The organism is Bacillus amyloliquefaciens DSM 7 = ATCC 23350, from assembly GCF_000196735.1.
GTDB classification, from domain to species: domain Bacteria; phylum Bacillota; class Bacilli; order Bacillales; family Bacillaceae; genus Bacillus; species Bacillus amyloliquefaciens.
Genome location: NC_014551.1, coordinates 3,117,536 through 3,142,933 on the forward strand (window position 1 = coordinate 3,117,536; position 25,398 = coordinate 3,142,933).

Sequence of the window (25,398 nt, forward strand, 5' to 3'; positions counted from 1 at the left end):
CCTTATCCTTTCACGCTTCCCGCTGCAATGCCGCGGATAAAATATCTCTGCATCAATAAAAACAGCACTATGATCGGCGCAGCCGAAATCGTCAGCCCGGCCAGCAGTACGCCCCAATCCGTCTGCAGCGCATCTCTGAACTGCATCAGTCCGGCCGGAATCGTACGTAAATTTTCATCATCGATAAAAATAATCGCAAACATAAACTCATTCCACGTATGGTAAGCCGTCAAAATGCCCGATGTCACCAGAATCGGCACACTCATAGGTAAGAATATTCTGAAAAATACCCCCAGACTTGTACATCCATCCAGATAGGCAGCTTCCTCAAGCTCTTTGGAAATCGACAAAAAATAAGAACGGATCAGAATAACGGTAAACGGAATACGATAGGCTGCGTACGGAAGGATCAAAGCCCAATACGTATTGTACAGCCCCAATGACTGGATAATGGAGTACAGCGGCACAAGACTGACCTGCGGCGTCAGCATCAATCCGCCAAGACAAATGATAAGCACAAACCCTTTTCCTTTAAAATGAAAACGGGCCAGCCCGTATGCCGCCAGGGCGCTCACAAATACGGTTATGAGACAAGTCAGCACGGTCACAATGACGCTGTTCATAAAATAAGCGGAAATCCCCTGGTTCCATGCGGAGACGAAGTTTTCAGGATGCCAAACAGACGGCAGCGACCAGCTGTGCTCAAAAATTTCATCCGAGCTTTTAAAGGCGCTGACCGCCATCCATAACAGCGGATAAGCGACGGCAATGAAGTAGATAAAGAGAAACAGCCATACAGACGTTTCCCCGATATACCATTTTCTCCGCTTTCCGGCTGTTCTGACAGTCTGCCGCGGATGACTCAAGTCCGTCCTTTCAGGAAGCATCGGCTACTCCTCCTTTCCGGTCTTAAAGAATTTCATCTGAATAAGCGACAGGGCAAGCGTCAGCAAAAGCACCACCGTCGCAATCGCGGAAGCGTAGCCCATCATATCTTTTGTAAAAGCGCTCTTATACAAAAATGTGCTCAGCACTTCCGAAGCGTTGCCCGGTCCGCCGCCGGTCAGAATATACGGTTCATTAAATACGGTAAACGCGCCGGTCAGCGTCATCACCACGGCAACAAACGACATTTCTTTCGTCTGCGGCACCGTAATGTGAAAAAACTGCTGGATTTTTCCGGCTCCGTCCAGCTGCGCCGATTCATATAATTCAGCAGGAATGCTCTGAATCGAGACAATGTACAGCATGGCGATGTAACCGACGGACTGCCATTGAGACACAAAAATGACAGACAGCATAGCGGTATTTTCATCGCCCAGCCACGCACGGGTCAGTTCATCCAGTCCCACGGCTTCCAGCAGCTGATTCAAAAGCCCGATTTCCGGGTTATAAATAAAATCAAACAAAAGCGCAATGACGGTCATGGAAATGACGACCGGAAGAAAAAATACCGTACGGAAAAACGGCGACCATTTTCTTACCAGCCTGTCTTCCAGCACGGCCGCCAGAATCAACCCGCCGCCTACCTGGCAAATCAGCGATATGACCGCATACAGCACATTGTTGCGGAGTGCTGTAAAAAACACGGGATCGTGAAACAAATCAATATAATTTTTAAAACCGATAAACGTCTTTTCGGGTTGAAATGAGCTCCATTCAAACAGACTGAAAAACACATTCTCAAAAATCGGGATATAAACGAACAGCAAGAAAATCAGCGCGGGCGCGAGAAACAGATACGGAATGAAACGTTTTCGGCTGACCAAGGAAATCCTCATCTCCTTTCTCCCAAGAAATCTGTTCTATTCAGCAGATGACGCTTTGACTTGCCGGGCTGCTTTCTGTACGGATTTCATTACTTCGCGCGGTGTCATTGTGCCGCCGAGCATCTGCTGGACGCCCGCAGCATACACATCGGCGATTTCAACGTCAACGTCCATGTCAAACCACGGCACCATGGATTCGGCGCGGACAATATCCTGGACGGCTTCGCGCTGGATCGGGGAGGTATTGTTTTCTGTCGCCGTTCCCTGAACCGCACTGTATTTACCGACATCTTTTATCAGCTTCTCTCCCATTTTTTTCGAGGTTAAAAACTGAAGAAATTCCATGGCTTCTTTTGGGTGCTTCGTTTTTGAGGAAATCATAAATCCTTCCGGAGATCCGGTCAGCGCACGGGGAGATCCCTTTTCGCCGCTGATTTCAGGGAAAGGAAACAAGCCCAGATTGACCGGTTCGACGAGCTTAATTTCCGCCGTTTCCGCATAAATCATCGCCGCTTTGCCGCTCGTAAACTGCTGACGCACATATTCGTGATCCACGGAATTCACATGCTTTGTAAAGTACGGGAGAAGCTCCTGAAGCTTTTCCAGCGCTTTGATATAGCCTTCATCCGTAAACGCCCCGGTTTTCGGGTTGTAATCCTTGGCCCGCGTTTTTTCATCGACCATACGCTGGTTCAGCGTGCCGATATAATGAGAAATGGTCCAAGGCGCTTTTGTGCCGAAACTGATCGGAATATATCCGTTCTCTTTCAATTTCTCAGAGACTGTGATCAGCTCATCCCATGTCGCCGGGGGCTTCAAATGTAATTTGTTAAAAATGTCTTTATTATAAAAGAATGATTTAGCGTCCATTTGCCACGGAACACCGTACTCTTTTCCGTCATGCGTAAAGGGTTTGACTTGTGACTGTACAAGCTGTGAGGACCAATCTTTATCTTTCTGATAGTAAGACGACAGATCGAGTGCTTTATCTCCTTTGATGAATTTGTAAGCAAACCGGTCGCTCCATGAAAAGAAAATATCAGGAGGGCTCGTTGTTCCGAGCATGACTTTCACCTTGTCTTTATAAGAATCGTTTAATACCGCTTCCGTTTGGATGTGAATGTCCGGATGGGCGGCTTCAAATTCTTTGACTGCTTCTTCAAAATAGCTTTTTTCCGGCTCTTTCGGCCACCTGTGAAAAAACTTCAGGTTCACTTTTCCGGCAGAGGAACTGCTTTGGCTTGAACAGGCGGCTGCTGACAGACATACGGCTAACAGAACGAACAGGCAGATGAGCTTTTTCAGATGCTTTTCCTCCTTTGTCACCGGACTATAACGTTATATATCATTATAGTCCGGTGAAATATAATCTGCGTTCTTAATATTCGACTTTCCACATGTAGCGCCGCTGGCTTAATGGATGGTTCCTTGCTTCTGCCAGCTCATCCGCATAGCTTCTGAGCACCCGATTTAATACGAGCGGAGCCAGATATCCTTTTACAGAATCGTCAATTCCGGAAAAATCATATGTTTCGGCATCAAGGACAGTCAGTTTTTTGCCGTATCTTTTGGAGAAGGAAAGCGCCCGCTCTTCAAGGGGTCTTGTTTCGTCTAAGCCGAGAAGGATAATAAATGGAACGGATTCATCAATGATTTCGAACGGTCCGTGAAAATATTCTCCGGCATGAATGGCGTGGGAATGAATCCATTGCATTTCCATGAGAATGCAGATGCTGTAGGAGTAAGCGACGCCGTAGTTTGCACCGCTTGCCATCGTGTAAATGATATCTTCTTTTTCGTGGGCTTTCGCGAATGCCTTTGCGTGATCCGCTTCTTGTTTAAGCGCTTTGTCATAAACGGCCTGGAGCTTATTGAGTCCGTCGATCGCCTGTTCAAACGCGAGATGGTTTTCCAGCACGTGTAAAGCGCCGAATACGATTTGATACAGAACTCCGTAATTCGTATTTATCGCCTGTGCGTTTTCACCCCAGTCATAAACCGCGACATATTCGGCTTCTTTCGCTAACGGCGAGTCAGGCTCAAAAGTCATCGCAATCGTAAGCGCGCCTTTTTTTCTGGCGAAACCGGCGGCTTTCACCGTTTCCGGCGTATTGCCTGAATGAGAGCATAGGATCACGAGAGTGTTTTCTCCGAGCTGAACGGGATTGCGCTGGATAAACTCATTCGAACTGTAGAGATCAGAGCTGATGGCTTTCGCCTCTCTGTCAAACACATACTTGCTCGGATACATAATGGCTGAAGACCCTCCGCATGCAACGAAAAAGACATGATCAATCGTTTTTCCTTTCAGATCATCCAAGAAAGCCTGAACCTTGTGATTCACTTGTGCGGCAGTTTGACTCAAATCCTTCACTCCTCAGTGTTTTATTATATAATGTTATATAACATTATATAACGTTATATTAATCGCAATAAAGGCGTGTTGTCAATCATATTTTCTGAAATTTCTAAAATATAAAATAGACTTATCTTATTTCCCGCGCTCTCTTGACCTGACCCTTAGAGACACGTTTAGAATGAAAAGCAGGGAGTGATGCAGAAATGAATATCAAAGAAGCCGCCCGGCAGACGGGTCTCACGAAAAAAGCCATCAAATATTATGAGCAGGAAGGTTTAATCACTGTCAGTAAAAACCCTGATAACGGATACCGTGAGTATTCCGCTCAGGACGTGAATACGCTGAAAATGATTGCCGCCCTCCGAATGCTGGCACTGTCCGTAAGTGATATTAAAGCGTTCCTCTTAGAGGGCACCAGCCTGCATGATATACTGCGGCAGCAGCATGAAAAACTCAGCCGGCAGATTGAAGAGCTTGAGCAGGAACGGAAATTGACCGAAATGCTGCTCAAACGGGTGGAGGATGCAGAAAACGTCGATTCGATTTTACATGATATCGGCGAGGTCAAAATAGATGAACCAAAGTATATGGGGCTTCAGCTGAAGAAACTGTTCCCGGGAGATTTCGGAGAATTTATTGCCGCGCTGTTTGAACCTTTCCTCGACTTTTCTATTGATACAGATGAGAAAAAAGCGGCATGGGCGGAGCTTATTAAAGTATTGGATGATATGGATGAAGTTCCGGCTGCACACCCGATGATGCAGCTTGTCGGCAAGGAGGACCCGGCTCAGCTCCAGCAGCACAAAGCCCAGCATGATCAATTCATCGAGCGGATTTTGGAGAGAGACCCAGCCACTTGGGACACTCATAAAAACACAATCATTCAGCTTGTGAAAAGAGTGCAGACGGATGAAGAATACAGAGAAAGCCTGATCAAGATCGGGGAATCCGCTTCTGATCTGCCCGCGCTGAAAGCGGGCTCGCCTTTCAGCAATCTTCTTCAAAAGCTCAGTCCGAAATATGACACATATGTGCGGCTTCATCTAGAACTGAAAAAGGAAGCCGACGAGGAACTCGGCTTTGATTCAGAGGCATACTTAAATCAGATGCTGCAAATTAAAAAACGCTAAGGCCCGTTTCCTTAGCGTTTTCTTTCTTCAGCTTCAGTGCTGCGCATTAATGCGGTCAACGACATTTGCGATGAGCTGCTCTTTTCCTAAGTCGGAATCTTCGTCAACGCTTGCTACCGTCAAAATGATGGCCGCTACGGCAAGAGCGATCGTCTCTATGGCAGCCGCCGCGTTTAAAAATACCCATACAGCCGTTGCGCATTGTCCGATGGCCGTTGATTTTCCTTTGTCCATGCTTTTTTTGTCAAACTCTTCTTTCAGCACTTTCGCCATAATCTGTGAGCCTTGATCGATGACGCTGTTCACTTTCTCATAATCGCCGCTGTAGACCGCCGCTTTTAACTTCTTAAAATAATCCGGCGATGACTTTTTAATATCAGCGATCACCTGATCGGAAACTTGCTTTAATTCATCCTGATTAATCTTTTTGACGGCTTTCGTATCCCATACTTCAGGAAGAAGCTTTGCGACCTCACCTTGTCCGAAAAAGATGCCGGAAAAAATGTCTTCACCCGAATAAGAGACGGATGCCTCAGTTTTCGCTGTGGCATGCGGGCCGACTAATGCGATCATTAAAACAAACACCAGCATCATGGCGGCAGCGGATTTTTTGCTTTTAACCATATAATTTCCTCCTTTTCCTTTTATTGAGAAAATTGTATCTGATAAAAAGCGGATTGTAATGGTTCAAAGCTACTGTTTTCTCTGCCGGTACCAAAAACAGGTCTAAAATACCAGCTACCGTAATGGAGAACGAGGTAAGCCCCAGCATAACAGCAAAGATTTCATGCATGAAAATGGATATAAACAATATCAGACGCCAATATTTTTTCGGAGCGAACAAAGCGCAGAACATAATGGTTTGCACAATGAGCGTGCCCCAAGTCGGGATGATGACAAGCTTTGACTGCAGGATAAAGTCAAACAGACTGTGAAGCGCATCCGGCAGCCCCAGCATCGGATCGTTCAAATAGTAATAAACGGCGGTTCCGTTCTGCCATTCTTCTTCCATCAGCTTGGCAATGACGGAGTTAAAGTACAGCATCGCGACCTGTATTCTGATGATCGTCAGCGTCGCCCAGCATAACGAACGGTAGTAAGGCTCAAGCGGCCTCTTCTCAAAAGACGCCTCGTACGGAGACCAGTGCCATTTCCGCGGATCAGTCAATGTCAGCGGAAGCAGCAGCAGCGTAAAAACAGCAGCCACCTGATCTCCTCCGTCAAGAGTAACGGCGGAGTTTTGGAAGCTGTACGAAATCCACCAATGAAAAAAACCGGTGAGGCGGGGCCGCCAGCCAATGACAACCAGAATTAAAATACAGATACAAACGGCTTTGACGATCTCAATGTAACGGAAATCGGGAAACAGCAAAAACAAACTGAACGTGTCGGAAAAGCTGAGCATTTGATTTTGCGTTTTGAAGAAGACAGACGCCGGATTGAAAAGCAATGTCAGCAGCGTGCCGAGCGCGATTAAGCTTCTGGCAAGCCCGTACACATTTGTCCAAGGCGGATTCTGCATCATCCATAAAGTGAGCTGCTTTTTTGCATCCTGAATCAATTGACATCCACTCCGATGTATTTTTTAACGGTTCGTTTCGTTTCGGTATGTTTGCTCCATGCCCATGGGGTAATGCGTTCATATGTAATGATCATTTTCCCTTTCAGCCTTGGGGAGGGCGACTCATTTTTCATTTTCAAAAATATGGTATTCTTAAAGTCCTGGCCAGCCGTGAAATCGTGCCACTTCTCTTTGGAAGGCAGCTTTTCCAGCATAAGGCCGAGCTCTATCCCTTGCGTCCGCCCGTATCGGTTTAAGCCGATCACATTTTTCAGTGAATTATTCGGCCATCTGAGCTTTTCATCGCCATCAAGGAGATAGATGTTCAGACTGTCTTCTCTCGGATCTTTACTGAAAAATCCCCAGCTTTGCGGATAAATCATGGAAACGGTTTTGGATTGATGCTTGGTTAATTGGATGGCGGAGCTTGGCAGTGCCGCGATGACGGTTAAAAACAAAACGATGATCCAGGCGGCCATTATAAAAAGAAAGAATGAAAACATGCTGTTTTGTCTCTTGTCAGTCAATTGAAACCCTCCTATCGAATGGACATTTCATTGACATGATTATACACCATTCAACAGGTAAAATATTGAGAAATTAGATTTTTTGGACTAATATACTATTATATGTAAAAAGGAGTGTTCATATGTTTTTGATGAATGATAAAGTGCTGTGGGGAGCGGTGGCACTCGCCTTTATTCTGTCGATTGTGTTTTATCCGTTTCTTCCTGCTGATATGGCTATTCACTATGACGCGTCGAACCGACCGAATACAGCCATCAATAAAACGGCCGGCGTCCTGATTTTTCCCGTGCTTATGATTGTCTGCATGTTATTCAGAAAACGGGTCGTCCAGTTATTCCTCGTCGTTTACTGCCTGCTGATCGTGCACATCGCAGTGATGTGGCTGGCAATGTAAGCATAAATAAAACCGGAGCTTAAAGGGCTCCGGTTTTGCTTATTTATAAAATACTTTCTCAATGTTGTATTTCGACTGAAGGGTATTGATCGCGTACGTTTCGTAAATATCTCTTTCCATCGGATCATTTACGACACATACCTCAATTTTATACACTTCGTCCCTGTGATGTTTAACAGGCGACACATTGTCTTCAAAATGCTTTTTGATTCTTTGTCTTAATTTACGGGCTTTCCCGACAAACAGCAGCTCGTCATGAATGTTATAAAACATAAATATGCCGCCTTTGTCTCTCGGAATTTGGTGAAAATCAATGAAACCGTAAATCGCTTTAATCGCCGGTTCATTTTCCGACGGTGACTGCTGCCGTTCTGTAATGGTTACATCAGGAGCAGGAAGTTTTATTTTTATCAAAATAGGTCACGTCCTCTTATTCATTAAAGCTCCATCCTACCATAAGAATACCCGAAAAGCCATTCTTTCATTCGAGCGCGCCGGCCGGATCATAGAGGCTCAAATCAATTTCGGTCTGCCGGCCGAGTGCGAGTTTCGCCAGTTCAGCTCCGAGATACGGTCCGCTCGTCAGACCCGAGGCGCCGAGCCCGTTGGCCACGAGGAGGCCGCTGATATTCGGCAGGCTGCCGATAACGGGAAGAAAACCGGGAGTAAACGGCCTGAAACCGACTCTTGTCTCCATCACGGTACTGTCTGAAAGCCCCGGCGCGACGGTTAATGCTTTGTCAAAAATCTCGCCGAGACCGCCTGCCGTCACCCGCAAATCCATGCCGGTATCGTTTTCATGAGTCGCGCCCGCTACGATTCTGCCGCTGTCAAATGCGAGGATGTACTGGTCGTTCGGCGGCATAACCACAGGCCATCCGCCCGTATCCTCTCCCTGAAGCTCTAAATGAACGATCTGCGCCTTTTGGTACGATACTGAAAAGCGGATGCCCAGCGGCTGAAGCAGCTCCTTCGCCCAAGCTCCCGCCGTTACGAGAACCTGGTCGGCATGAAGCGTGCGTTCTTCCGTTTTCACACCGGTGACGGCACCGTCCTCTGTCAGTATTGACGCCTCTTCATGATAAACTGCCGCACCGTGCTTTATGGCCGCGTTTAACAGTGCCTTACGAAGCGCCCTCCCGTTCACCCGGGCCGCACCGCTGATATGAACCGCTCCGTATTCCTCCGACAGCGCGGGAAACAATGCCTTCGTTTCTGCCGGAGTCAGTCTTGTGATGCCGCCGATCTCAGGAGCGTCCTCTCTTCTTTTATAAGCTCTTTCTTCCATCTGGCTGAGCTTTTTTTCATCCGTATGGAGACTGACGGCACCGACCTTTTGATAACCGGTGTCCGTTTCTCCGTCGGCTTCCAGCTGCTGGATCAATTGTTCATAATAACGGGCACCGCCTTTTGCGATTGCATACCATGCCTGATTGCGGCGCTGCGACAGCCACGGGCAAACGATCCCCGCCGCTGCGTCAGTCGCCTGACCCGGGTGTTTCCGGTCAATGACCGTTACTTCCGCGCCGGCCTTTGCAAGATGATAAGCCGCTGACGCACCGAGAATGCCGGCCCCGATAATGATATAAGACTTCATGTGTAACACCTTTTCTATCTGTTTTGTCTTATTTATTTTAACAAATGGAGCGCCCGGTTCCTACCGGAGTCCTGACGGCAATGATGAGTTTCGAAAACGGAAACGTATGATAAAAGGAATAAGTCCTCGTCTGAAAGCCGTTTTCCTCAAGAAACTTTCTGTATTGAGACATATTTTTTATATCTGACACGGCCAATGTGCCGCCGGGCCTCAGCACCCTCACCATTTCCGCGATCGCCCGTTCCCGCTCTTTTCTCCCTGAAATGTTGTGTACGACAAAATGTGAAATGACAAGGTCAAACGTTTCATCAGGAAATGGCATGTCTTGCGCCAGTCCGTCATACAGATCAATTCCCGGCGCTCCTTCAGCCAGTCTGTTTTGTTCAAACGCCTCTCGTCCGTTTCCGCCCAGATCCCAGCCAGACCACTTGTCAATCGCTGAGACATCCGCGCCTTTCTGCGCCGCGGCGATGGCTAACAGCCCCCGCCCCGTCCCGACATCAAGCACCTTCATGTTCGGCTTTAAGCCGGAAAGCGCAAGAATGCGATGGCGGTGTGAAAGTTTAATAGTCATTGAATACAGCAGCATCCAAAGACCGAGTAATAAAAACAAGGCGCCCGTCAGCCAGCCCCAGAAAGGAGAATAATTCCCCATAAAGTACCTGCGCCATAAAGGAACGCAACAAAGATAAATCCAAACGCCCCGTAAGGCGCATCAATGCCGTATCGTGTTGTCATATCGTCCAGCCCTTTCAATATTTATCCAAATAGTATACCATATGATTCTGGCAGCAGCAGAAAGGAGAAACGACAATATGAAACGAGGCCTTACGTTTGACATCCCGAACACATTCGGACAGTTTGCGGCAGACATATTAAAACCATTCCCCATTTCCGCCTATACGTGGTTTATCGGCGATGGGGAGGCATATACCGACTTCAAAGAAGACACCGATACAGACCTGTTTCCGCAAAATCAGCGCATCATTGAGGGCCATGAGCTCCGTCAGCGTCTTGAAGGAAACTCTTATTATATGATTTTTGCTGAATTGAAGGCTTTCCCAAGCGGGATGGTAACGGAAATCAATACGTACGAAGAATATTTAAAGAGTCCCTGTGAGCTTGTGCTTCTCATCGCAGATTGCTCATATGTATCCTTATACTGCAAAGATCCGGACATGCTGGAAGCTCTTTATCAGCAGGCTGTACAATGCGGATTTCTCCATGTTGACTATGTCACAGATGAGAATGATGCGAGAACGCGTTTATCTGTCTGGTGAAAGTGCGTTCTTTTTATGAATCGCTAAATAGGGCTTAGGATTCAAAATATTGACAAATTCGTGTGTTTTCAACAATAAGACATCCCCCTCATGTATACTGATGGCGTAATAAGACATGTGAAAGGGGTATGACAATGAGAAGCGGTTTGAAGAAAAAAGCAGGTTTTTGGAAGAAGACGGCGGTTTCATCACTTATTTTCACCATGTTTTTTACCCTGATGATGAGCGGAACGGTTTTGGCGGCCGGGCTGAATAAGGATCAGAAGCGCCGGGCGGAACAGCTGACCAGCATCTTTGAAAACGGAAAGACGGAAATTCAATACGGATATGTTGAAGAGTTGGATGACGGAAGAGGTTACACTTGCGGGCGGGCCGGTTTTACAACGGCTACCGGGGATGCGCTGGAAGTAGTGGAAGTATACACGAAAGCGGTCCCGAATAACAAATTGAAAAAGTATTTGCCTGAATTGCGCCGTCTTGCGAAGGACGAAAGCGATGACACAAGCAATCTGAAAGGATTCGCTTCTGCCTGGCGTTCGCTTGGCAATGATAAGGCTTTCCGAGCTGCCCAGGATGAAGTAAATGACCGCTTATATTATCAGCCGGCGATGAAACGTTCAGATCAAGCCGGATTGAAAACGGCACTGGCAAAAGCAGTGATGTACGATACAGTGATTCAGCATGGCGACGGCGATGATCCAGACTCCTTTTATGCCCTGATTAAACGCACGAACAAAAAAATGGGCGGGTCACCGAAAGACGGGACAGACGAGAAAAAATGGCTGAATAAATTTTTGGATGTGCGCTATGACGATCTGATGAATCCGTCAGATGAGGATACCCAGGATGAATGGAGAGAATCAGTAGCCCGTGTCGACGTTTTCCGTGATATCGTAAAAGCGAAGAACTATAATTTAGACGGGCCGATTCATGTCCGGTCAAGCGAATACGGAAATTTCACAATTCAATAAACAAAAAAACCCCGCCATGTGGCGGGGTTTTACTATTAACCGATTGAGCCTTCCATTTCGAATTTGATTATTTTTTAACATCTTAGCATATCACTGCTTGTCTTGATTACTGGTTTCATGGTATTTCCTGCTTTTCCTTCTCTCTTCAAATCATAATTTATCATAACTTTGTGGGTGTTGTGTGGGTGACGCCCACTATTCTTTTCTAAAATTCTAATGTATGCTGAAATAAATCTATAGTAAGGGACGATGGGGATGAACTTAAATAAAATAAGATCGGCGCTGTACAAGTCCGCGAGAATTTTGGGGGATGTCAACGCAGCCATGAAAACTTGACACAAATACGAAAAAACCATAAGCCCACGTATGTTAGACGGAGCCAAGAAAAAATGGTTTCAAAAAAATTTCTAGCTTTTAAAAAAATATATATTTAAGCTATAAATAAAAGAGGGGGATTCCATGAACTTAAATAAAATAAGATCAGCGCTCTACAAGTCGGCTAAAATTTTAGGGGATGTTAATGCTGCTAAAAAAGGGACTTTAGGTAAACGTGTAGCAAGACGTGCAGCAGGTAAAGCAACGGGTAAAATAATGAGAAGTATATTCAAATAAAGAACCAGCCATTAGATAGGCTGGTTCTTCTTTTACTTAAAGAAATGATTATGCAGTGCTTTGGAAAACCCAAATCCATCAGCTGGGCCTTTAAGCCAGATGGAAATAAACTTATCAAAATCAACTTCTTTTTCTGTATCTTTAAGTATGTTTTTAAATTCTTTGGAAAATTCCTCTAGTGAAACCTGTTCACCATTTTTCAGCTTTTCAGCTTGTTCACTCGTTAATTTGCGAAGTCCCTGATACTGATCTTCATTCAAATCGTAAGCAATAACCTGATCAAATAGTCCGAATCTGTCATAATCTGCTGCTAATTGTTGAACTAACCTTAGTTGAAAAGCCTGCTTCTCGACTTTTTTCTCTAAGTTGTCAAGCCTTTCTTCTACTGTTGCCAATTCAAATCACCTCAATTAAAAAGCTAAGAAAGTAAATACATTTGCAATAGTTCTTGCTGTAGAAGATTTTACTCCTGCATCCATTAGATACGATGACACAGTGTCAATAATTGCATCTTCCACAACATCGCCTCGTTTAACCAACTCGTCCAAAGCATCTGCTACATCATCAGTATGTTTTGCGAATGTTTTTCCTGCTGTTCCACCTAACTCATCGACTACCTCACCAACAATTCTCCCTCCACTACGAAGTGCCGCGGCTGTTGTTTGCATTGCTTTTTTAGCAATCCATTTTTTAAAACCATTTGTGTGAAATTCACCAGATTGTTCAGTTGAATTCGTTGGTAATTCGGATAGTTTAGCAGGAGTTTGATAAGTGACTTCTTGCTGTGCCTGTAATGTTACCTCTTGAGCTTTTGCATGTCCATCCAACGGAAGAACTAATGATAAAGAGAAAGTTAATGCGGATGTTGCTAAAAGTATTTTCTTAAACATGAAATCAATCCCTTTCTTTTAAATTATTCACATGTAAATGATAGCATTATATTTCGACTAGAAAAATAATGTTTTTTACTCAAAAATTAGAATAATATTGAACTATCTGGACAAAATAAACAAAAGAATTCCCTCGAAAATTTCAAGGGTACGATTTATTTACTTAAACTTGTTTACCGAATTGACCGGAAATGTATCTCCGTTTGCCGTCGTGGATGACTTCCCAGTAACCCTTAGCATTGTTTGACCCTTTTACAGAACCTGAGATATTAATTGTCTTACCGAGACCAATTGTATCCACATTCTTGGCGTTTTTACGGTCTGGTTTGTCCATAATAATGGCTGCACTTTTAACACCTACAATTTTAATTTTGCCTACAGATTTAATACCCCCGCTTGTCTTGTTTGAAGGTTTAGCAGGAGCAGATTTTGAAGGGGTTTTCCCTAACTCCGCATCGCTCTTGATATATCTTACATTAACGTAACCGCTGTATGTGGCTCCTTTAGAATTGGTATATTTAATGTAACCCCAACCATTTTGAGTCGATCCTTTTTTATATTGGACAGTCGAACCTTTAGGAAGAGCAAGCACAATAGACGAGTTGGCATTGCGTTGAGTTCTCACATTAAGGCTGTCAGCAACAACTGTATTTTTAATATAAGATTCTTTTGTATTATCAACAGGAGAATTTTCCGTTTTAGACGGGGCGCCGCTGATCCCGGCTTTAAAGGAGTCCCATCTATCAAGGAGCTTGCGTGGACAATACTTGCCGGACCAATGTTGGTGAGGGACCACGTTTGCAAGGGAAATGCCCTGCTCCTTCATGAGCTTTTTAATTAGCCATTGAGCATTCGCCACGGCTTTCTCAAAATCCCCATCGCTATTCTCACAAATTTCAATGCCGATAGATTTTCGGTTGCCAGTTCCGCTGTTTCCGTCTCCCGCGTGCCAGCCGTTCTCATTTAATGGCAGATGCTGATAAATCTCTTTGTCGTCTACTGTAAAGTGCCAGCTGGTGGGAGTTTCCGGATTTTTCTCATAACGGGCGTGCATGGCTGCGCCTGCCCCTTTTGCCGTGTTCGCCGTGTTGTGAACGGTGATATATGCCGGGTCCATTGCGTATCCCGGTCTGTTATTGTGTCCTACTGGAATAAAGTCCTTTGTGATTTTCACCATGTTTCATCGTCTCCTATTCTCTTTTTGGAATTTAAAAAGCCGCTGGATTTACTCAGCAGCTTTGTCCTCTTTTTCTGTTTTCTGATCGTTGTCACTTTCAATTACATGGAGCCGGTCAGTGATGACGGCCGGAATTTTAACGCCGATCTGTGCCAAGTTTTCCGTGATGGATAGGCCCTCATTTGCGATATAAAAAAGAACGGTTCCGAAGGTCAGAACACCGTTCAAATTTGTTATCGTATCAATAATGTTTGCGACGATGACCACCATAAAACTGAGCATCTTCCGCACATATCCAAACCACGCGCTACGGCTCCGGAGCTGCTTCATTTTCCACGCTTTGATAATACCGGTGATGACATCCAAGATGCTGAGGATCAGAAGCAAGTCAAGATATTTCACCTCCCCAAAAAGATATGTTCTTGCGATCTGTAAGCTTTCAAAATTCATCCACACGTATATTCCCTCCATTTGTTAATCACCTCCTTCGAGGCAAAATAAAAACACCACTGGGGTGTCGATCAGTTTGCGGCGCTGCCTAAATCCACACTGACAGGCTGTTTTGTCATTGGATAGGTCAAGCCGGTTATTTGTTTGTATTGATCTTCTGTAATTCTTCCCCACTCAACAAAACGGGCCACGTCTGCATTACTGTAATACTGCGGCCCCCATCCGTAGATGGTTTTAACGCTTGTAAACCAATCCATCATTCCCCTTTCCCTCCCTCCGCCAGCATTAGATAAAGATTGGCAATCATTTGCGCTTGTGACTCGGCAAGGCTTTGCGCTTCCGCAAGTTGTTCTGTAATGGCCGCGTTCTGAGCTTTCAATTCATCAACAGTAAAAGGCACCCGCCCGCTTTCAATTTGCTTTTCCAGGGCTTTTTTCTCTTCCTGGGTGGCGGCTTCCGTCCATGTCTTCTCAGCGGGGTGATACATCGCCTTTATGAAAGGCGGGGGCTGGACGGTTGTACAATTCTCAGGGATTATATAATTACCGTCTTCGTCAGGCTCAATCGGAACGGGTTTAGTCAAAATGAAATTTTCATCGTATTCATAAACCTGAATCATGCTGTCCCTCCTTCCTGAAAGCCCACGACCACATCCAGATAGTAGCCTCCGCCCATCTTACTTGAGTCCGCCGGGTCCGGGTATTTTATTTTTAAATCCCCATTATCATAAATGATCAAATTTGCCGTGCCGCCTGTCCCACTCAACGGAACTGTATAAACGCCTCCGCCAGCTGGTGTGTATTCTTCGGGGACGGAGCCGAATATGATTTCGGGGTCTGTTTTCACGTGCCCCCGTAAGATTAAAAACGCCCCCCATTTTGCATACATCGGTGTCCGCGTCCCTGCGGTGGCTCCGTTCTTAAGCATAATGTTGGCATAGGTGGCAGCCCCGTTCCATGTTTTCCGCTCAGCTGCAGAGATGTGCCGTTCTTGGTTGTAATTATGAGCTTTGAACTGCCGGGTCATATCATCCCAATACGCCTGATCTTCGGCCGTAACGTGAATGTCCGTATTGTTGGCGTGTAGGTTTACTTTATCCTGAGCGCCGGAAGGGGTTTCCTTGGCATCCCAAGCCTCTCGATCAGCTGCAGAAACATGCTTTTCTTGATCGTTCACATGTTTAGCCGTATAAGACTTGGCGTTCTCCTCTGCCGCATCCGCCTTCTCCTGCGCGCCCTCTTTCGTTTCAATCGCTTCAAGATCAGCGAATTTCTTCTGTAATTCCTCGACGGTCCGGCTGATCTCTTCGACGGTATGGTTTATCCCGTCTTTCAGCGTTTCAAAATCGTCAATGTAATAGTCAGCTGTCGGAACGATATTCTGATCTTCTAGCGTTTTGGCGATAGAGAAGGTAAAAAGTGAAGTCGCCAGCGCCTGCCCGTTTGTATAATATAGTTTGATTTCAGCCTTAACGGTCCCGTAATGCTTAAGCTCTTCATCTGAAAGCACATATTCCGCCTTCCCGTTCATCTTATCAGTGATGGTAAGGCTCTTCTTGTAAAATGACCCATCAGCATACAATAGAACAATTTTCGCGTCTACGGCAGACAGAGGCAACGGCGTACCGTCTTTTGTAAAAGAAAAAGACAGCTTTGCGCTGCCCGTATCCTGCGTCATGAATTGGATGCTCGTGGTTCGCCCGTTTGTCCGGTTCGCATTAATATCAAATGCGACGCCCCCCGTTTTGTACATTCCTTTTCCTCCTTAGTGCTGCGGCGTAACGATCATTTGAGCTACTCCGTATCCTTTTTCCGCATTATACGGGGACTTGATTCTCATAACAGTTCCATAGCCTCCGCTTTCTGCTTTAGTCGCGATGCCGCCAATTGCTGATACGCTGTCCCCTACGGCCACTGTTTCGTCAATCCTGACAAAGACTTGGCCAATCAGGCCGATGACATGCCATTCGTCCCGAGAGTCACGCGGCACATATTCGAGAGAAGGGTCGTAGTCTGGATTAAGCTTAGGGATGCGGATTTCTTCGCCGCCGTGGAAAACTGTTTCGTAAACTGTGCCCCCGAATTCGTTTCTTACGTACTGATCGTTCCAATAAAACGCAGCACCGCCGAGCACCAGGCCCGCAGTTTCGGAAACAACTCCGAGAATCTTGTCCCCTTTTTCCGCTTTTCGAATCTTTTCGCCTTCTAGCGCAACGAGATAACTAGAATCAATCTTCTTACCGTCAACAGACTCAAAATACTCCGCGAAGTCTTTGAAGTCTGAGACGCTCTCCACTCGCCCTGTGCCGCGAATATGGCCGCCTGACGAATCAAGTTCCCATCTCGTATTTTTTGTTGAGGCGCTTCCTGTCCCATAACCGCCCCTGACACAGTATCTGTTATCGTTGATAACCCCCTGAGATGCAAGAATAGCCCTTGAGTTGCCGTCACCTTTTGTGTGGCAGTTATTGACGGCTATTAGCGCTTGACGTGACCCCTCGGTTGTTGAGCCGCCCCTGACACCCAGCAGGACGTTGGCGGGACCTTTAGCGACATTGTCGCCTGTGCTTCCCAAAATGGCGCTTGCTTCATGCAGAGCTGATCCGGAAGTATTGCCGCCCATAAATCCACCTTTAACTCTTGTCGGGATAGTGCTGTACTCTCTGCCGGCCAATCTTGCGGACACCTTATAACCGGCCGTCTCTACACCTACAATGGTTGTCTGATTGTTCGGGGATTCAATCCCGGCAGAGCCGTTTTTCCCGATCAGGGATCCATTTATGAGATTCGTATGATACACACCGCCGCCCAGACCAATGCCCACAGGAGCAGAGTCGAGAATGTCAAAGTTTGAGATTTTCACATAATCGGATTTTTGCGGGCCGCCGATCACTCGGATGTCATGCGAAGCCTTTCTGAACCCTCTCATTTTAATCCCATTAACTGTGATGTACCTGCTGCGATACTGAAACGCAACCATTGGGCCGTTTTTATAATCATAGTCAGGGTCTCCGATCGCGGTAAAATTGACAATCTGAACGTTTTTATAAGCAGACACAACCAAAGCCCGCGGGCTTATCCCTTCATATAGATCGTTGAAGACCGGCTCTATTGCGGTACAGTCTGTCAGCGTCACGTCATATGCTGTGGTGCTCTCCGGGTCTTCGGCTTTATGGTGGCCGATATGCCGCAGATCATAGGCCCGCACGTCCCGATATGAAACGTGGCCGAGAATATGAACATTCTGAGAAGCCGGCCACTCAGTATGCGCCTTAACTTCAACGCCTCGGATATTTCCTTCTGTGTAGTTGTTGAGCAACCACACATGTTTAGAACCGTCGTCAATCTCAATACCATTTGAATTAGCCTTTCCCGCGGCATGTGCGAGGCCTGTCGGGTTTGTGCAATGGCAGTTTGAGATGAAAATATATTCACTGTAATGGGTTGTTATCCCGTCATCCCCATACCCTGAGTTAACGCAGCCATCAATCCAAACATATTTGCAGCCGTCTTTTGTATACTTGGTATCCGGCAGATGGTCATAGGTTGGCGCTGTTATATCAATGCCGTGAAGTGCCGGGTTCATGTTTTCTATATTTTTAATCCAAATGAACTTTGAATTTGCAAAGGCAACACATGTGGAATGCTGCCCGCCTGTCGCCCTTAAACCTCCCTGCCGCTCTCGGTTCCAGTCTGTTGAAAATCCTTCAACGTGAATGTTTCGATTGCCTTTTTCATAGTCAGCATTCGTGATGACCCATTCTGAGGCCGGTGTTTCATCATTCAAAATCAAGAATGTAACGCCGATTCCCTGGCCGACCAAACGAACCCAGGAAGGGATTTTCAAACCTTTCACGACGTAAATGCCAGCTGACATAACAACCTGCACCTTACCCGTTCCGAATGCCTTCTTAAATGCTTCCGTGCTGTCTGTTTTTCCGGTTGGGTCAGCCCCGAAGTCATCAACGTTTACAACGCGTTTGATTTTCCTGTCGAGCTTGCTGAATTCCCTATCGAGCCTGTCTTTCAATGTTGCGGCAATTTCTCCATCCGTCGTTACGCGGGAATCCACGACTTCTTTTACATCTTTGCCGTCGTGATTCAGCACAAGGTTAGCAAAGCGCGCAAACAGATTTTTCAAACGGTTTTCGACGGTGTACCCATCATGTGTAACTTGTGAAGAATCATGAACAGCAACCCCTGTCCGATGGCGCTTCATGTCGTCATCCACTTTATTTAATACATTTTCAATATTTTGCATATCGCTCCGCAGTTGGGCCGAATATGTTGAGTTGCGCGTCGTGTTGTAATCTTTAATGAGTTGAACCATGTCACTCACTCCCTCCATAATAAAAAGACGCCTCAAATGAGCGTCTTATATAATGCATCCATATATCTTTTTTGATCTCGTATTTGCTTCGCTTGGCTGACTGCTATGTCCTGGATGTCTTTTCTGAAATTCGCAAACGTGAGTTCAGGGCTTCCGTACGGGTTAAGAGGATCATATTTGATAGACAGTACCCGAACATCATCCTCGTAGGTGATGCCCTCGGCGGTGTCCGCTATCACATGGATGGTGTCACCTTTCCAGAAGTCCTGCTGAATGTCTAAAAGCTTCGGCTCATAAATGTATTGGAAATTCGCCTCAACGGTCATTTCCGGATACGGGTTCACATGCTTTTTCAAAGCCGAAACCATGCGGCTGGACTTTTTATACCGCTCGTCCTTTATGGGCTCGGCCCAGCGTGGCTTTCCATCAAGCAGGAACTTCTCTTCATCAGGATGAATGTATAAGATGGGCTCGAATTCATATTTCGGGTTTTTGTCATCGGCACTACTGCCCTTTTTTAACGCCCCATATCCCCATGCCCGCGTGGTGCTGTTTTGAGAATTAGTCTTGATCTTAATGCCCGGCATATTATAGCGTGAGTCCAAGGTAAAGTTGATACGGGACCCCATTTTTTTATAGACATGAATTTTGTAATTATCTACGTCAAGCTCTGGCCCGTAATCCTCTATGATTTCATCCACCAACTCGGTGGAATTTTTATCCCCAAAGCCCTCCTGTTCCGCGCTTGGGAACTCACTTTCAGGCGTTTCAAAGATGTATTGAAAATCAGTCCCTTTAAGAGCGATATCAAAAGCCTCTTTAATCGTTAATTTCTTTGTGACTGAATCATCCACCCGATTATTGACCAGCAGAACGGAAAAGACATGACTTGCACTTACTGTCTTTGTTAACACCCCATTTTGTTGATCGAGTTCCACATCTGTAATGTAATATTTTTGGTGGCGGAACTTTTTTTCATCAAGATAAAGTATGTTATCAGTAGTCAATAAATCGAATTCAATGCCGTTATCCGGCGTTCTCCCTATCGTAAAGGTAAAAGACTTCTTCCCTGTCCTATCGTCTGTCAGATCGACTGACACGCCCGTTATTTCTACTACCTGCCCCCCATCTTTTGAAGATACATGCAATTGTGGGAAATAGACATCTGCTGGCAGCTTTTTGTTGAGCGTGACATCCTTCCCCGCATACTCTTTACTAGGGAAAGAAGGGCTCGGCTCCGGGTCAGGATTGTCCGGGTTATCCGGCTCATCTGGTAAGCCGTCTATATTATCGTATTGAGTTAGCTTATACGTTAAAATGATGCTGTTTAGCTTTGTTGCGTAATTGGGGTCCGTCGCATAACCCGCTTTCTGAACAGCCGCAGTTGCCTTTTTATAATCCGTCTCCCCAATGACTGCTTTATATAGGTTAGGGTCCCAGCTGGTCCCGTTTATATAAATCTTGGCTAAATCCTGCAGCGACTCATACCAGGAAGGATATTTTCTGAATTTCGCTTTAACACGAGTGGGGGTGCCGCTGTTATCATACTCCGTTGTCCACATCAGGACATACTTTCCGTTATATGTGCCCTTAATCCCGAAAAGGTTCTTTCCCTCTTGAGCCAATGCACTTTGACCCCAGGCACTTTCCAGACATCCTTGCGCGATGATTAGAGAGGCAAGAATATTGTATTTCTTATAAATCCGCTGTGCATCTACTGCGATCTCATTTATAAAATCTGCGTTTGCCATCTTTCCTCCACCTTATGGATAGTAAAATCTTGTGTCAAATGTGATTTTAAAATCACTTGTATTCTGTATTTCGAACTCATTCCAACCGATCTCAAGCCCCGGAAGCCGCCCGGAGGTTTTGAGCGTCTTTTTATCAATGACAGTATATTGCTTGATAAATGAAACCTTCTGCGACTTCTTCAACGTTTCTTCAATGGTGAGCTTTTCGCCATTAGTGTGGTTGATAATGGAAACATTTTTCCCAGCAGCATACAAATAGACGTTATAATCATGCTCCATAGGATTGATCATAACGCCGCCCGTATTGTATACGCTGAATGTCTTTTGATTGGCAAATGAATATTGAAGGCTGTCCACCTCCTGGATATTCATGCCCGGGCTCCAATGCTCGCCGCTGAAATTTTGAGCCGTCAAAGACGTGGTTTTCGATTCCGCGACACCATTTACATTTAAGAAAGGAACCTCGAACGTGTTGAAGTTCTTTTCCTTTTCTTTCGGCACACTGAAATTGCCGTCACAAGTAACCTTAAAACGTCGATTGGGCAGCAGGTCAGTGGAAATATAATAAGGGAACGGCTTTACAAGAGCCGCATACAGTTCATGCCGATACTGATAGAAATTTTCTGCAATTATTGAGTCGATATGGATTTCAACCTTTATATCACGCTCTTTATACGTAACGTCTCTGGGATGCTGCGGCAAGACAACACCGTTTATTCTGTGGACCTTGGCCGTTTCCCGCTCAATGTTTGGCGACTCAGGTAAAAAGCTCACCAATTTAAAATAGGGAAGCAAATTAGATAAACTTTGCTCCCCCAACCCATTGTCATAATCTATATATAACTCCATTTACCTCACTCCATTATGAAATGCCGCCCGAGCATACCGATCAGCTGACACCTGGTCCACTTTTCGACCGTCCATATAGTTATTATTATCCTTTGCTAAAAGACGCGTTAACAACGTAATCATGGCGTCCAGCTTCGTGTTGAGCGTTTCGTTCTGTTCTTTCAGCAGCTTTATTTCCTCGGCATTATCATTTTGAACAATCGTCTGCTGAGGCGCAGGGTTGTATCCGACCATTGCGCTGGCCTGGCTTAATACCTTATGCGCCTGGCTTCTCCTGAATTGCCGCAACGGCAGCAGCATTTCCCCTTTATGGACCTCAGCCATGTGGTCCTGCTTAATCAGACCGCCTGTGTCATATCCCACATAACGGCCGCCGCGCTTCATGGATTTCAGCCCGGGATGGTTTAAAATGCCCCCATATCTGCTGTTGAGGTAATTGATTGACGCTAAAATCTGATGGACAGGATTTTTGATATTCCCATAGCCTTTTTCCTTGTGAGCATTGAAGGTGCTGGGAATGAACTGCATTAAACCTTGAGACGGATGGCCGGCTTTCCAGTTTGAATCCCATCTATTTACGACGTTCGGATTCCCGCCTGATTCTTTCATCGCTATTGCTTCAAGAGCTCCTGCGAACTCTGAGCCCAGCCCTTTGATTTTTAGCGCCTGGGCAACCCACTTTTTAACGGCAGCCGTCCCGCCTTCACCAAAGTTGCTAGCATCGCCCATCTTGTCTTTAATAAAATCAACAAACTTGTTTTTGACAAATTTAAATGACCCTTTGACAAAATCCCCGGCAAAGCCCGCAAAATTAGGCATCTTTAAGCCGAGTTTCTCAATAACCTTGTTAATGAGCTTTGATGGGTTACTGATATAGCTGAACACATCAAGCGCCAGGTCTTTCACTTTACTGGCGGCCGCCTTGGCGCCGTTCCAGACCGTTGACAAAATGCCTTGTTTTTTCTTTTTCTTTGTTCCGTTTGCGTAAGCAGGAATGCCGGACATAAATGCTTTTGTATCAAGCGCTGATAAGACCTGAGTCCCTTTTGGCAAGTTCATGAGCGTATCTGTAGCTGGGCTTATCCCCATGTGTCCGGACGGTGTAAAGAATGCTTCTGGACCTGCATTTCTCCCCTTACCATCTCCCAGGATAGCCGGACCGCCTGGGTGCCCGCCTGTTCCATTGGCATATTGGGGAACATCCCATTTTGGTATTTTCGTATCAACACCGATCTTTCCAAGAATCCAGTTGATGCCCTGCTGGGTGAATCCGTTGATAATTTTACCGAAGCCCCGGAGCGTTCTGTTTCCAAAGGCTTTGATTCCGTCCCAGGCTTTACCTCCCATGCTCTTTATTCCATCGCCCATTTTTTTCGGCAGGGCCTTGGCGGCATCCACGATGTCCCAAAACTTTTTAGTGATACCTGATTTCATATCACTTACAAGCTTTAGGGCTTTGTCTTTCATGAAAGAAAACATTCCTCCGGCCTTTGAAGCTCCGTCTTTAAACAAGCTTTTAATCCAGCCCCACATTTTTGGGAATATTCCTTTCAGTCCAACACCTAACGCTTTAGCGCCGCTCAAAATCTTGCCAAAGAACATTAATTGAAGGCCGTTCCAGATCATTTTAATAGCGCCAGAAAAAATCTGCTTTATTCCTTCCCACATCTTACCGAAATCACCCGTCAATAAGCCGGCGAATACTTTAATAACGCCTTGAATGACGGAAATAGCGCCAGTTATTACGCCCTTTATGTTCCCCCATACAGAACTTATGATCGCGAGCACGGCCGGCATCACAAACTGAACCACCGACCACACATTTTGAAGAGCTTGAGAGATAACCGTTCCGTTCTCTTTCCAAAACGTCCCCCATTGTGCTGATAGCTGGCCCACAAAAGACATAATTCCGCCAAGGGCCTGTTTAATAATGGGGCCTAACGCTCCAAAAACTTGGGATGCAATTGAGCCGAGAGTAGAAAAGACCGGCTGCATGGCTGACAGACCGTTTTTAACGTTGGTTATGATGGGCTGCGCCTGCTGTTTAAACCCTGAAAAAGCTGTCTTAATACTGTTAATGCCGTCAATGATAGATTGAACTGTTAAGACCGGGAAAAAGTCCATAAGCTTGTCAGCGCCCTTGGACGTATCACCGTTGAAAATATCCATAATCCCGGTAAATACTGTTTTCAAATGGCCGCCTGCGCTAGAAATGCTGTTCATGACCGGCTGCAGGCCCTTCATACCTGATTCCAGTCCGGACATGGCCGGCTCCAATACATCTAAAAGGCCGTTGCCGATCGGAAGAAGAGCAGATAAGGCGGAACGACCTATCTTTTTCAGCCGTGCCCCGAAGTTATCTTGGAGCGCTTTTCCCGCCTCTTTCGTTTTCCCGTTCACATCGCCAATCTTTCCATTGATGCCGCCAAGGGCGTACATCGCGTCAGCTTCAAGGTCTTCCCATTTCGTGCCGTACAAAGCAACCCCGATATTATTCGCCTTGACCTGGTTTTTCATCCCTTTCAGCTCACCCAAAACCGCGTTAGAAACGTCTTTAACCGTCCCTTTTCCTTTTAGGAATTGGCTCCACACTTTTTGAGTGCTGCCGGAAAGCTGCGCCATCGCTCCGGATGTCGAATCGGAGCCGTCTTTCACTCTGATCTGAAATTCTTTCATGACATCATTAATATAGTCGAGATTATAAACCCCTGCTTGGCTGCCCTTTGTTAAGAGCTGGAAGTATTCTTCCGCAGAAAAACCCATTTTGCCGAATAAGGGCGCGTACTCGCTCAGGTTGTCAAACATTTCATTTGAAAAGTTTAAGCCCTTTTGAGCGCCGTACGTCATCAAATCAAAAGCCTTTTGGCTCTCAACACCGAAGCCTTTCATGATATTGTTGCCGGCTCGGGTGACTTCATTTACATCAGCGTCAAAGGTTTCTGAAAGAGTAATTGCCCCTTTGGTTACATCCTTTAAATCTTTTTCGCTGAGCCCCCTGATATTCTGGCGAACTTGTTTCAGGGCGTCTTTGACTACGTCCATATTTTCGCCGAAACCGTCTTTCCAGATGCTTGAGGCTGTTTGTGTCAGCGCTTTGGCTTCGTTCTTCGTCAGCCCCAATTGTGCCCGGAATTCCCCTTGGCTTTTCTGTGCGTCAAGCGCCATTTTGGTACCCATCGCCCCGACCGCTACTGTTAATCCGGTTACGGCTGCCACTCCTGCAGTCAGTGCCCCGACCAGGCCGACTTCAATAAAAGAAGAGAATTTCCCGACCTTGCCTTTTGCTGTCTCTGTTGCCTCTCCAATATCCTTCTGGCTGTCTGATAAGGAATCAGCGCTTTTCCCTGCTTCCCGCTGTGCCTGCTCAAGCTGCTCGTATTGCATTTGCGCGCGCCGAAGAGAGCCCTGTAAAGAATGATAAGATTGAATCTGAGTATTAAGCCGCTGGGCGTATTTCTGCGCCTGTTCAGAGCCGTCGCCGTATTTCTCCACCTGTTTCTCATATGACTTACGGTATTCGTTGACGATCTTTTCTTGAATAGAAAGCTCATTTGACAAGCCTTCAACTTTTTTCTTGCTGGCCGTCAATTCGTCGCCCATCGCTTTGAATTCCTGAACGGTCGCTTTTGTCGCAGTGCGGGCAACCTTTAGATTGTTTCTCAGGCCGGTAATTCCTTTGTTTACCCCTGCGTCATTCAGCGTCGTATTAATGACTAAATTCCCTATCGGTCTGCCTTCTGTAGCCACCTTT

The 25,398-nt window shown here is 46.0% G+C and carries 24 protein-coding genes and 2 pseudogenes; 5 read left to right on the forward strand and 21 right to left on the reverse strand.

Annotation, left to right across the window (positions count from 1 at the left end; genetic code table 11):
• Nucleotides 1–2: 2 nt before the first annotated feature.
• The 4 genes from BAMF_RS36060 to BAMF_RS36075 form a co-directional block, all read right to left on the reverse strand.
• Nucleotides 3–887: a carbohydrate ABC transporter permease gene (locus BAMF_RS36060; RefSeq protein ID WP_013353473.1), complete on the reverse strand. Its 885-nt coding sequence runs from the start codon at nt 885–887 to the stop codon at nt 3–5.
• 3 nt (nt 888–890) lie between these two features.
• On the reverse strand, nt 891–1,781 hold the full coding sequence (locus BAMF_RS36065) for a carbohydrate ABC transporter permease (protein WP_013353474.1): 891 nt from the start codon (nt 1,779–1,781) through the stop codon (nt 891–893).
• A 24-nt stretch (nt 1,782–1,805) separates the two neighbouring features.
• A complete protein-coding gene (locus BAMF_RS36070) occupies nt 1,806–3,074 on the reverse strand; it encodes an ABC transporter substrate-binding protein (RefSeq protein WP_041481740.1) in 1,269 nt (422 codons plus the stop codon).
• Nucleotides 3,075–3,147: 73 nt separating this feature from the next.
• Nucleotides 3,148–4,134, reverse strand: a complete 987-nt coding sequence (locus BAMF_RS36075; RefSeq protein ID WP_013353476.1) for an SIS domain-containing protein — start codon at nt 4,132–4,134, stop codon at nt 3,148–3,150.
• A gap of 197 nt (nt 4,135–4,331) precedes the next feature.
• On the opposite strand from BAMF_RS36075, the gene BAMF_RS36080 reads away from it, so the two are divergent.
• Nucleotides 4,332–5,258 carry a MerR family transcriptional regulator gene (locus BAMF_RS36080; protein WP_013353477.1) on the forward strand — a complete coding sequence of 309 codons (927 nt, stop codon included), beginning with the start codon at nt 4,332–4,334 and terminating at the stop codon, nt 5,256–5,258.
• Nucleotides 5,259–5,291: 33 nt separating this feature from the next.
• Here the strand turns inward: BAMF_RS36080 and BAMF_RS36085 are convergent, their stop codons facing one another.
• The 3 genes and pseudogenes from BAMF_RS36085 to BAMF_RS36095 all read right to left on the reverse strand — a co-directional run bounded on the left by BAMF_RS36085 (nt 5,292) and on the right by BAMF_RS36095 (nt 7,346).
• Nucleotides 5,292–5,882, reverse strand: a complete 591-nt coding sequence (locus BAMF_RS36085; protein WP_013353478.1) for a sporulation delaying protein family toxin — start codon at nt 5,880–5,882, stop codon at nt 5,292–5,294.
• Nucleotides 5,883–5,966: 84 nt separating this feature from the next.
• Nucleotides 5,967–6,783 (reverse strand): annotated as a pseudogene (locus BAMF_RS36090) (sporulation-delaying protein SdpB family protein); the annotation flags it as partial.
• Between the two features lie 32 nt (nt 6,784–6,815).
• Nucleotides 6,816–7,346, reverse strand: coding sequence for an SdpA family antimicrobial peptide system protein (locus BAMF_RS36095; RefSeq protein WP_041481668.1), 531 nt, complete (start codon nt 7,344–7,346; stop codon nt 6,816–6,818).
• Nucleotides 7,347–7,468: 122 nt separating this feature from the next.
• Here BAMF_RS36095 and BAMF_RS36100 point away from each other — a divergent pair, with 122 nt between their 5' ends.
• Nucleotides 7,469–7,741 (forward strand): DUF1648 domain-containing protein, encoded by a 273-nt coding sequence (locus BAMF_RS36100; RefSeq protein WP_013353481.1) that lies wholly within the window; start codon nt 7,469–7,471, stop codon nt 7,739–7,741.
• A gap of 39 nt (nt 7,742–7,780) precedes the next feature.
• Here BAMF_RS36100 and BAMF_RS36105 read toward each other — a convergent pair whose 3' ends face one another.
• From BAMF_RS36105 to BAMF_RS36115, 3 genes are all read right to left on the reverse strand, one after another.
• A complete protein-coding gene (locus BAMF_RS36105) occupies nt 7,781–8,155 on the reverse strand; it encodes a nucleotide excision repair endonuclease (RefSeq protein ID WP_013353482.1) in 375 nt (124 codons plus the stop codon).
• A 67-nt stretch (nt 8,156–8,222) separates the two neighbouring features.
• A complete protein-coding gene (locus tag BAMF_RS36110) occupies nt 8,223–9,338 on the reverse strand; it encodes an NAD(P)/FAD-dependent oxidoreductase (protein ID WP_013353483.1) in 1,116 nt (371 codons plus the stop codon).
• Nucleotides 9,339–9,375: 37 nt separating this feature from the next.
• Complete coding sequence (locus BAMF_RS36115; RefSeq protein ID WP_013353484.1) at nt 9,376–9,993, reverse strand: class I SAM-dependent methyltransferase; 618 nt, start codon at nt 9,991–9,993, stop codon at nt 9,376–9,378.
• Nucleotides 9,994–10,153: 160 nt separating this feature from the next.
• Here BAMF_RS36115 and BAMF_RS36120 point away from each other — a divergent pair, with 160 nt between their 5' ends.
• From BAMF_RS36120 to BAMF_RS41580, 3 genes are all read left to right on the forward strand, one after another.
• On the forward strand, nt 10,154–10,618 hold the full coding sequence (locus tag BAMF_RS36120; RefSeq protein ID WP_013353485.1) for a DUF2691 family protein: 465 nt from the start codon (nt 10,154–10,156) through the stop codon (nt 10,616–10,618).
• A 134-nt stretch (nt 10,619–10,752) separates the two neighbouring features.
• Nucleotides 10,753–11,589: a chitosanase gene (gene csn, locus BAMF_RS36125; RefSeq protein ID WP_013353486.1), complete on the forward strand. Its 837-nt coding sequence runs from the start codon at nt 10,753–10,755 to the stop codon at nt 11,587–11,589.
• A 459-nt stretch (nt 11,590–12,048) separates the two neighbouring features.
• Entirely contained in the window at nt 12,049–12,201 is a 153-nt protein-coding gene (locus BAMF_RS41580; RefSeq protein ID WP_017418248.1) for a hypothetical protein, read from the forward strand.
• A gap of 32 nt (nt 12,202–12,233) precedes the next feature.
• On the opposite strand, the gene BAMF_RS36135 is transcribed toward BAMF_RS41580, so the two are convergent.
• The 11 genes and pseudogenes from BAMF_RS36135 to BAMF_RS36185 all read right to left on the reverse strand — a co-directional run bounded on the left by BAMF_RS36135 (nt 12,234) and on the right by BAMF_RS36185 (nt 25,394).
• Nucleotides 12,234–12,596 carry a hypothetical protein gene (locus BAMF_RS36135; RefSeq protein ID WP_013353487.1) on the reverse strand — a complete coding sequence of 121 codons (363 nt, stop codon included), beginning with the start codon at nt 12,594–12,596 and terminating at the stop codon, nt 12,234–12,236.
• 15 nt (nt 12,597–12,611) lie between these two features.
• Nucleotides 12,612–13,091 (reverse strand): hypothetical protein, encoded by a 480-nt coding sequence (locus tag BAMF_RS36140; protein WP_013353488.1) that lies wholly within the window; start codon nt 13,089–13,091, stop codon nt 12,612–12,614.
• Between the two features lie 694 nt (nt 13,092–13,785).
• A pseudogene (locus tag BAMF_RS41920) lies at nt 13,786–14,268 on the reverse strand (peptidoglycan recognition protein family protein); the annotation flags it as partial.
• Between the two features lie 48 nt (nt 14,269–14,316).
• Complete coding sequence (locus BAMF_RS36150; RefSeq protein ID WP_013353490.1) at nt 14,317–14,739, reverse strand: phage holin family protein; 423 nt, start codon at nt 14,737–14,739, stop codon at nt 14,317–14,319.
• A 50-nt stretch (nt 14,740–14,789) separates the two neighbouring features.
• Nucleotides 14,790–14,978: an XkdX family protein gene (locus BAMF_RS36155; RefSeq protein ID WP_013353491.1), complete on the reverse strand. Its 189-nt coding sequence runs from the start codon at nt 14,976–14,978 to the stop codon at nt 14,790–14,792.
• Complete coding sequence (locus BAMF_RS36160) at nt 14,975–15,337, reverse strand: hypothetical protein (protein ID WP_013353492.1); 363 nt, start codon at nt 15,335–15,337, stop codon at nt 14,975–14,977. Before BAMF_RS36160 ends, BAMF_RS36155 begins: the two co-directional genes overlap by 4 nt.
• Nucleotides 15,334–16,470: a phage baseplate upper protein gene (locus BAMF_RS36165; protein WP_013353493.1), complete on the reverse strand. Its 1,137-nt coding sequence runs from the start codon at nt 16,468–16,470 to the stop codon at nt 15,334–15,336. The genes BAMF_RS36160 and BAMF_RS36165 overlap by 4 nt, the downstream gene beginning before the upstream one ends.
• A 12-nt stretch (nt 16,471–16,482) precedes the next feature.
• A complete protein-coding gene (locus BAMF_RS36170; RefSeq protein ID WP_013353494.1) occupies nt 16,483–19,047 on the reverse strand; it encodes a peptidase G2 autoproteolytic cleavage domain-containing protein in 2,565 nt (854 codons plus the stop codon).
• 32 nt (nt 19,048–19,079) lie between these two features.
• Nucleotides 19,080–20,798 carry a phage tail spike protein gene (locus BAMF_RS36175; protein WP_013353495.1) on the reverse strand — a complete coding sequence of 573 codons (1,719 nt, stop codon included), beginning with the start codon at nt 20,796–20,798 and terminating at the stop codon, nt 19,080–19,082.
• Nucleotides 20,799–20,810: 12 nt separating this feature from the next.
• A complete protein-coding gene (locus BAMF_RS36180) occupies nt 20,811–21,647 on the reverse strand; it encodes a phage tail family protein (protein ID WP_013353496.1) in 837 nt (278 codons plus the stop codon).
• On the reverse strand, nt 21,648–25,394 hold the full coding sequence (locus BAMF_RS36185; protein ID WP_013353497.1) for a phage tail tape measure protein: 3,747 nt from the start codon (nt 25,392–25,394) through the stop codon (nt 21,648–21,650). It abuts the gene before it with no gap.
• Nucleotides 25,395–25,398 lie beyond the last annotated feature (4 nt).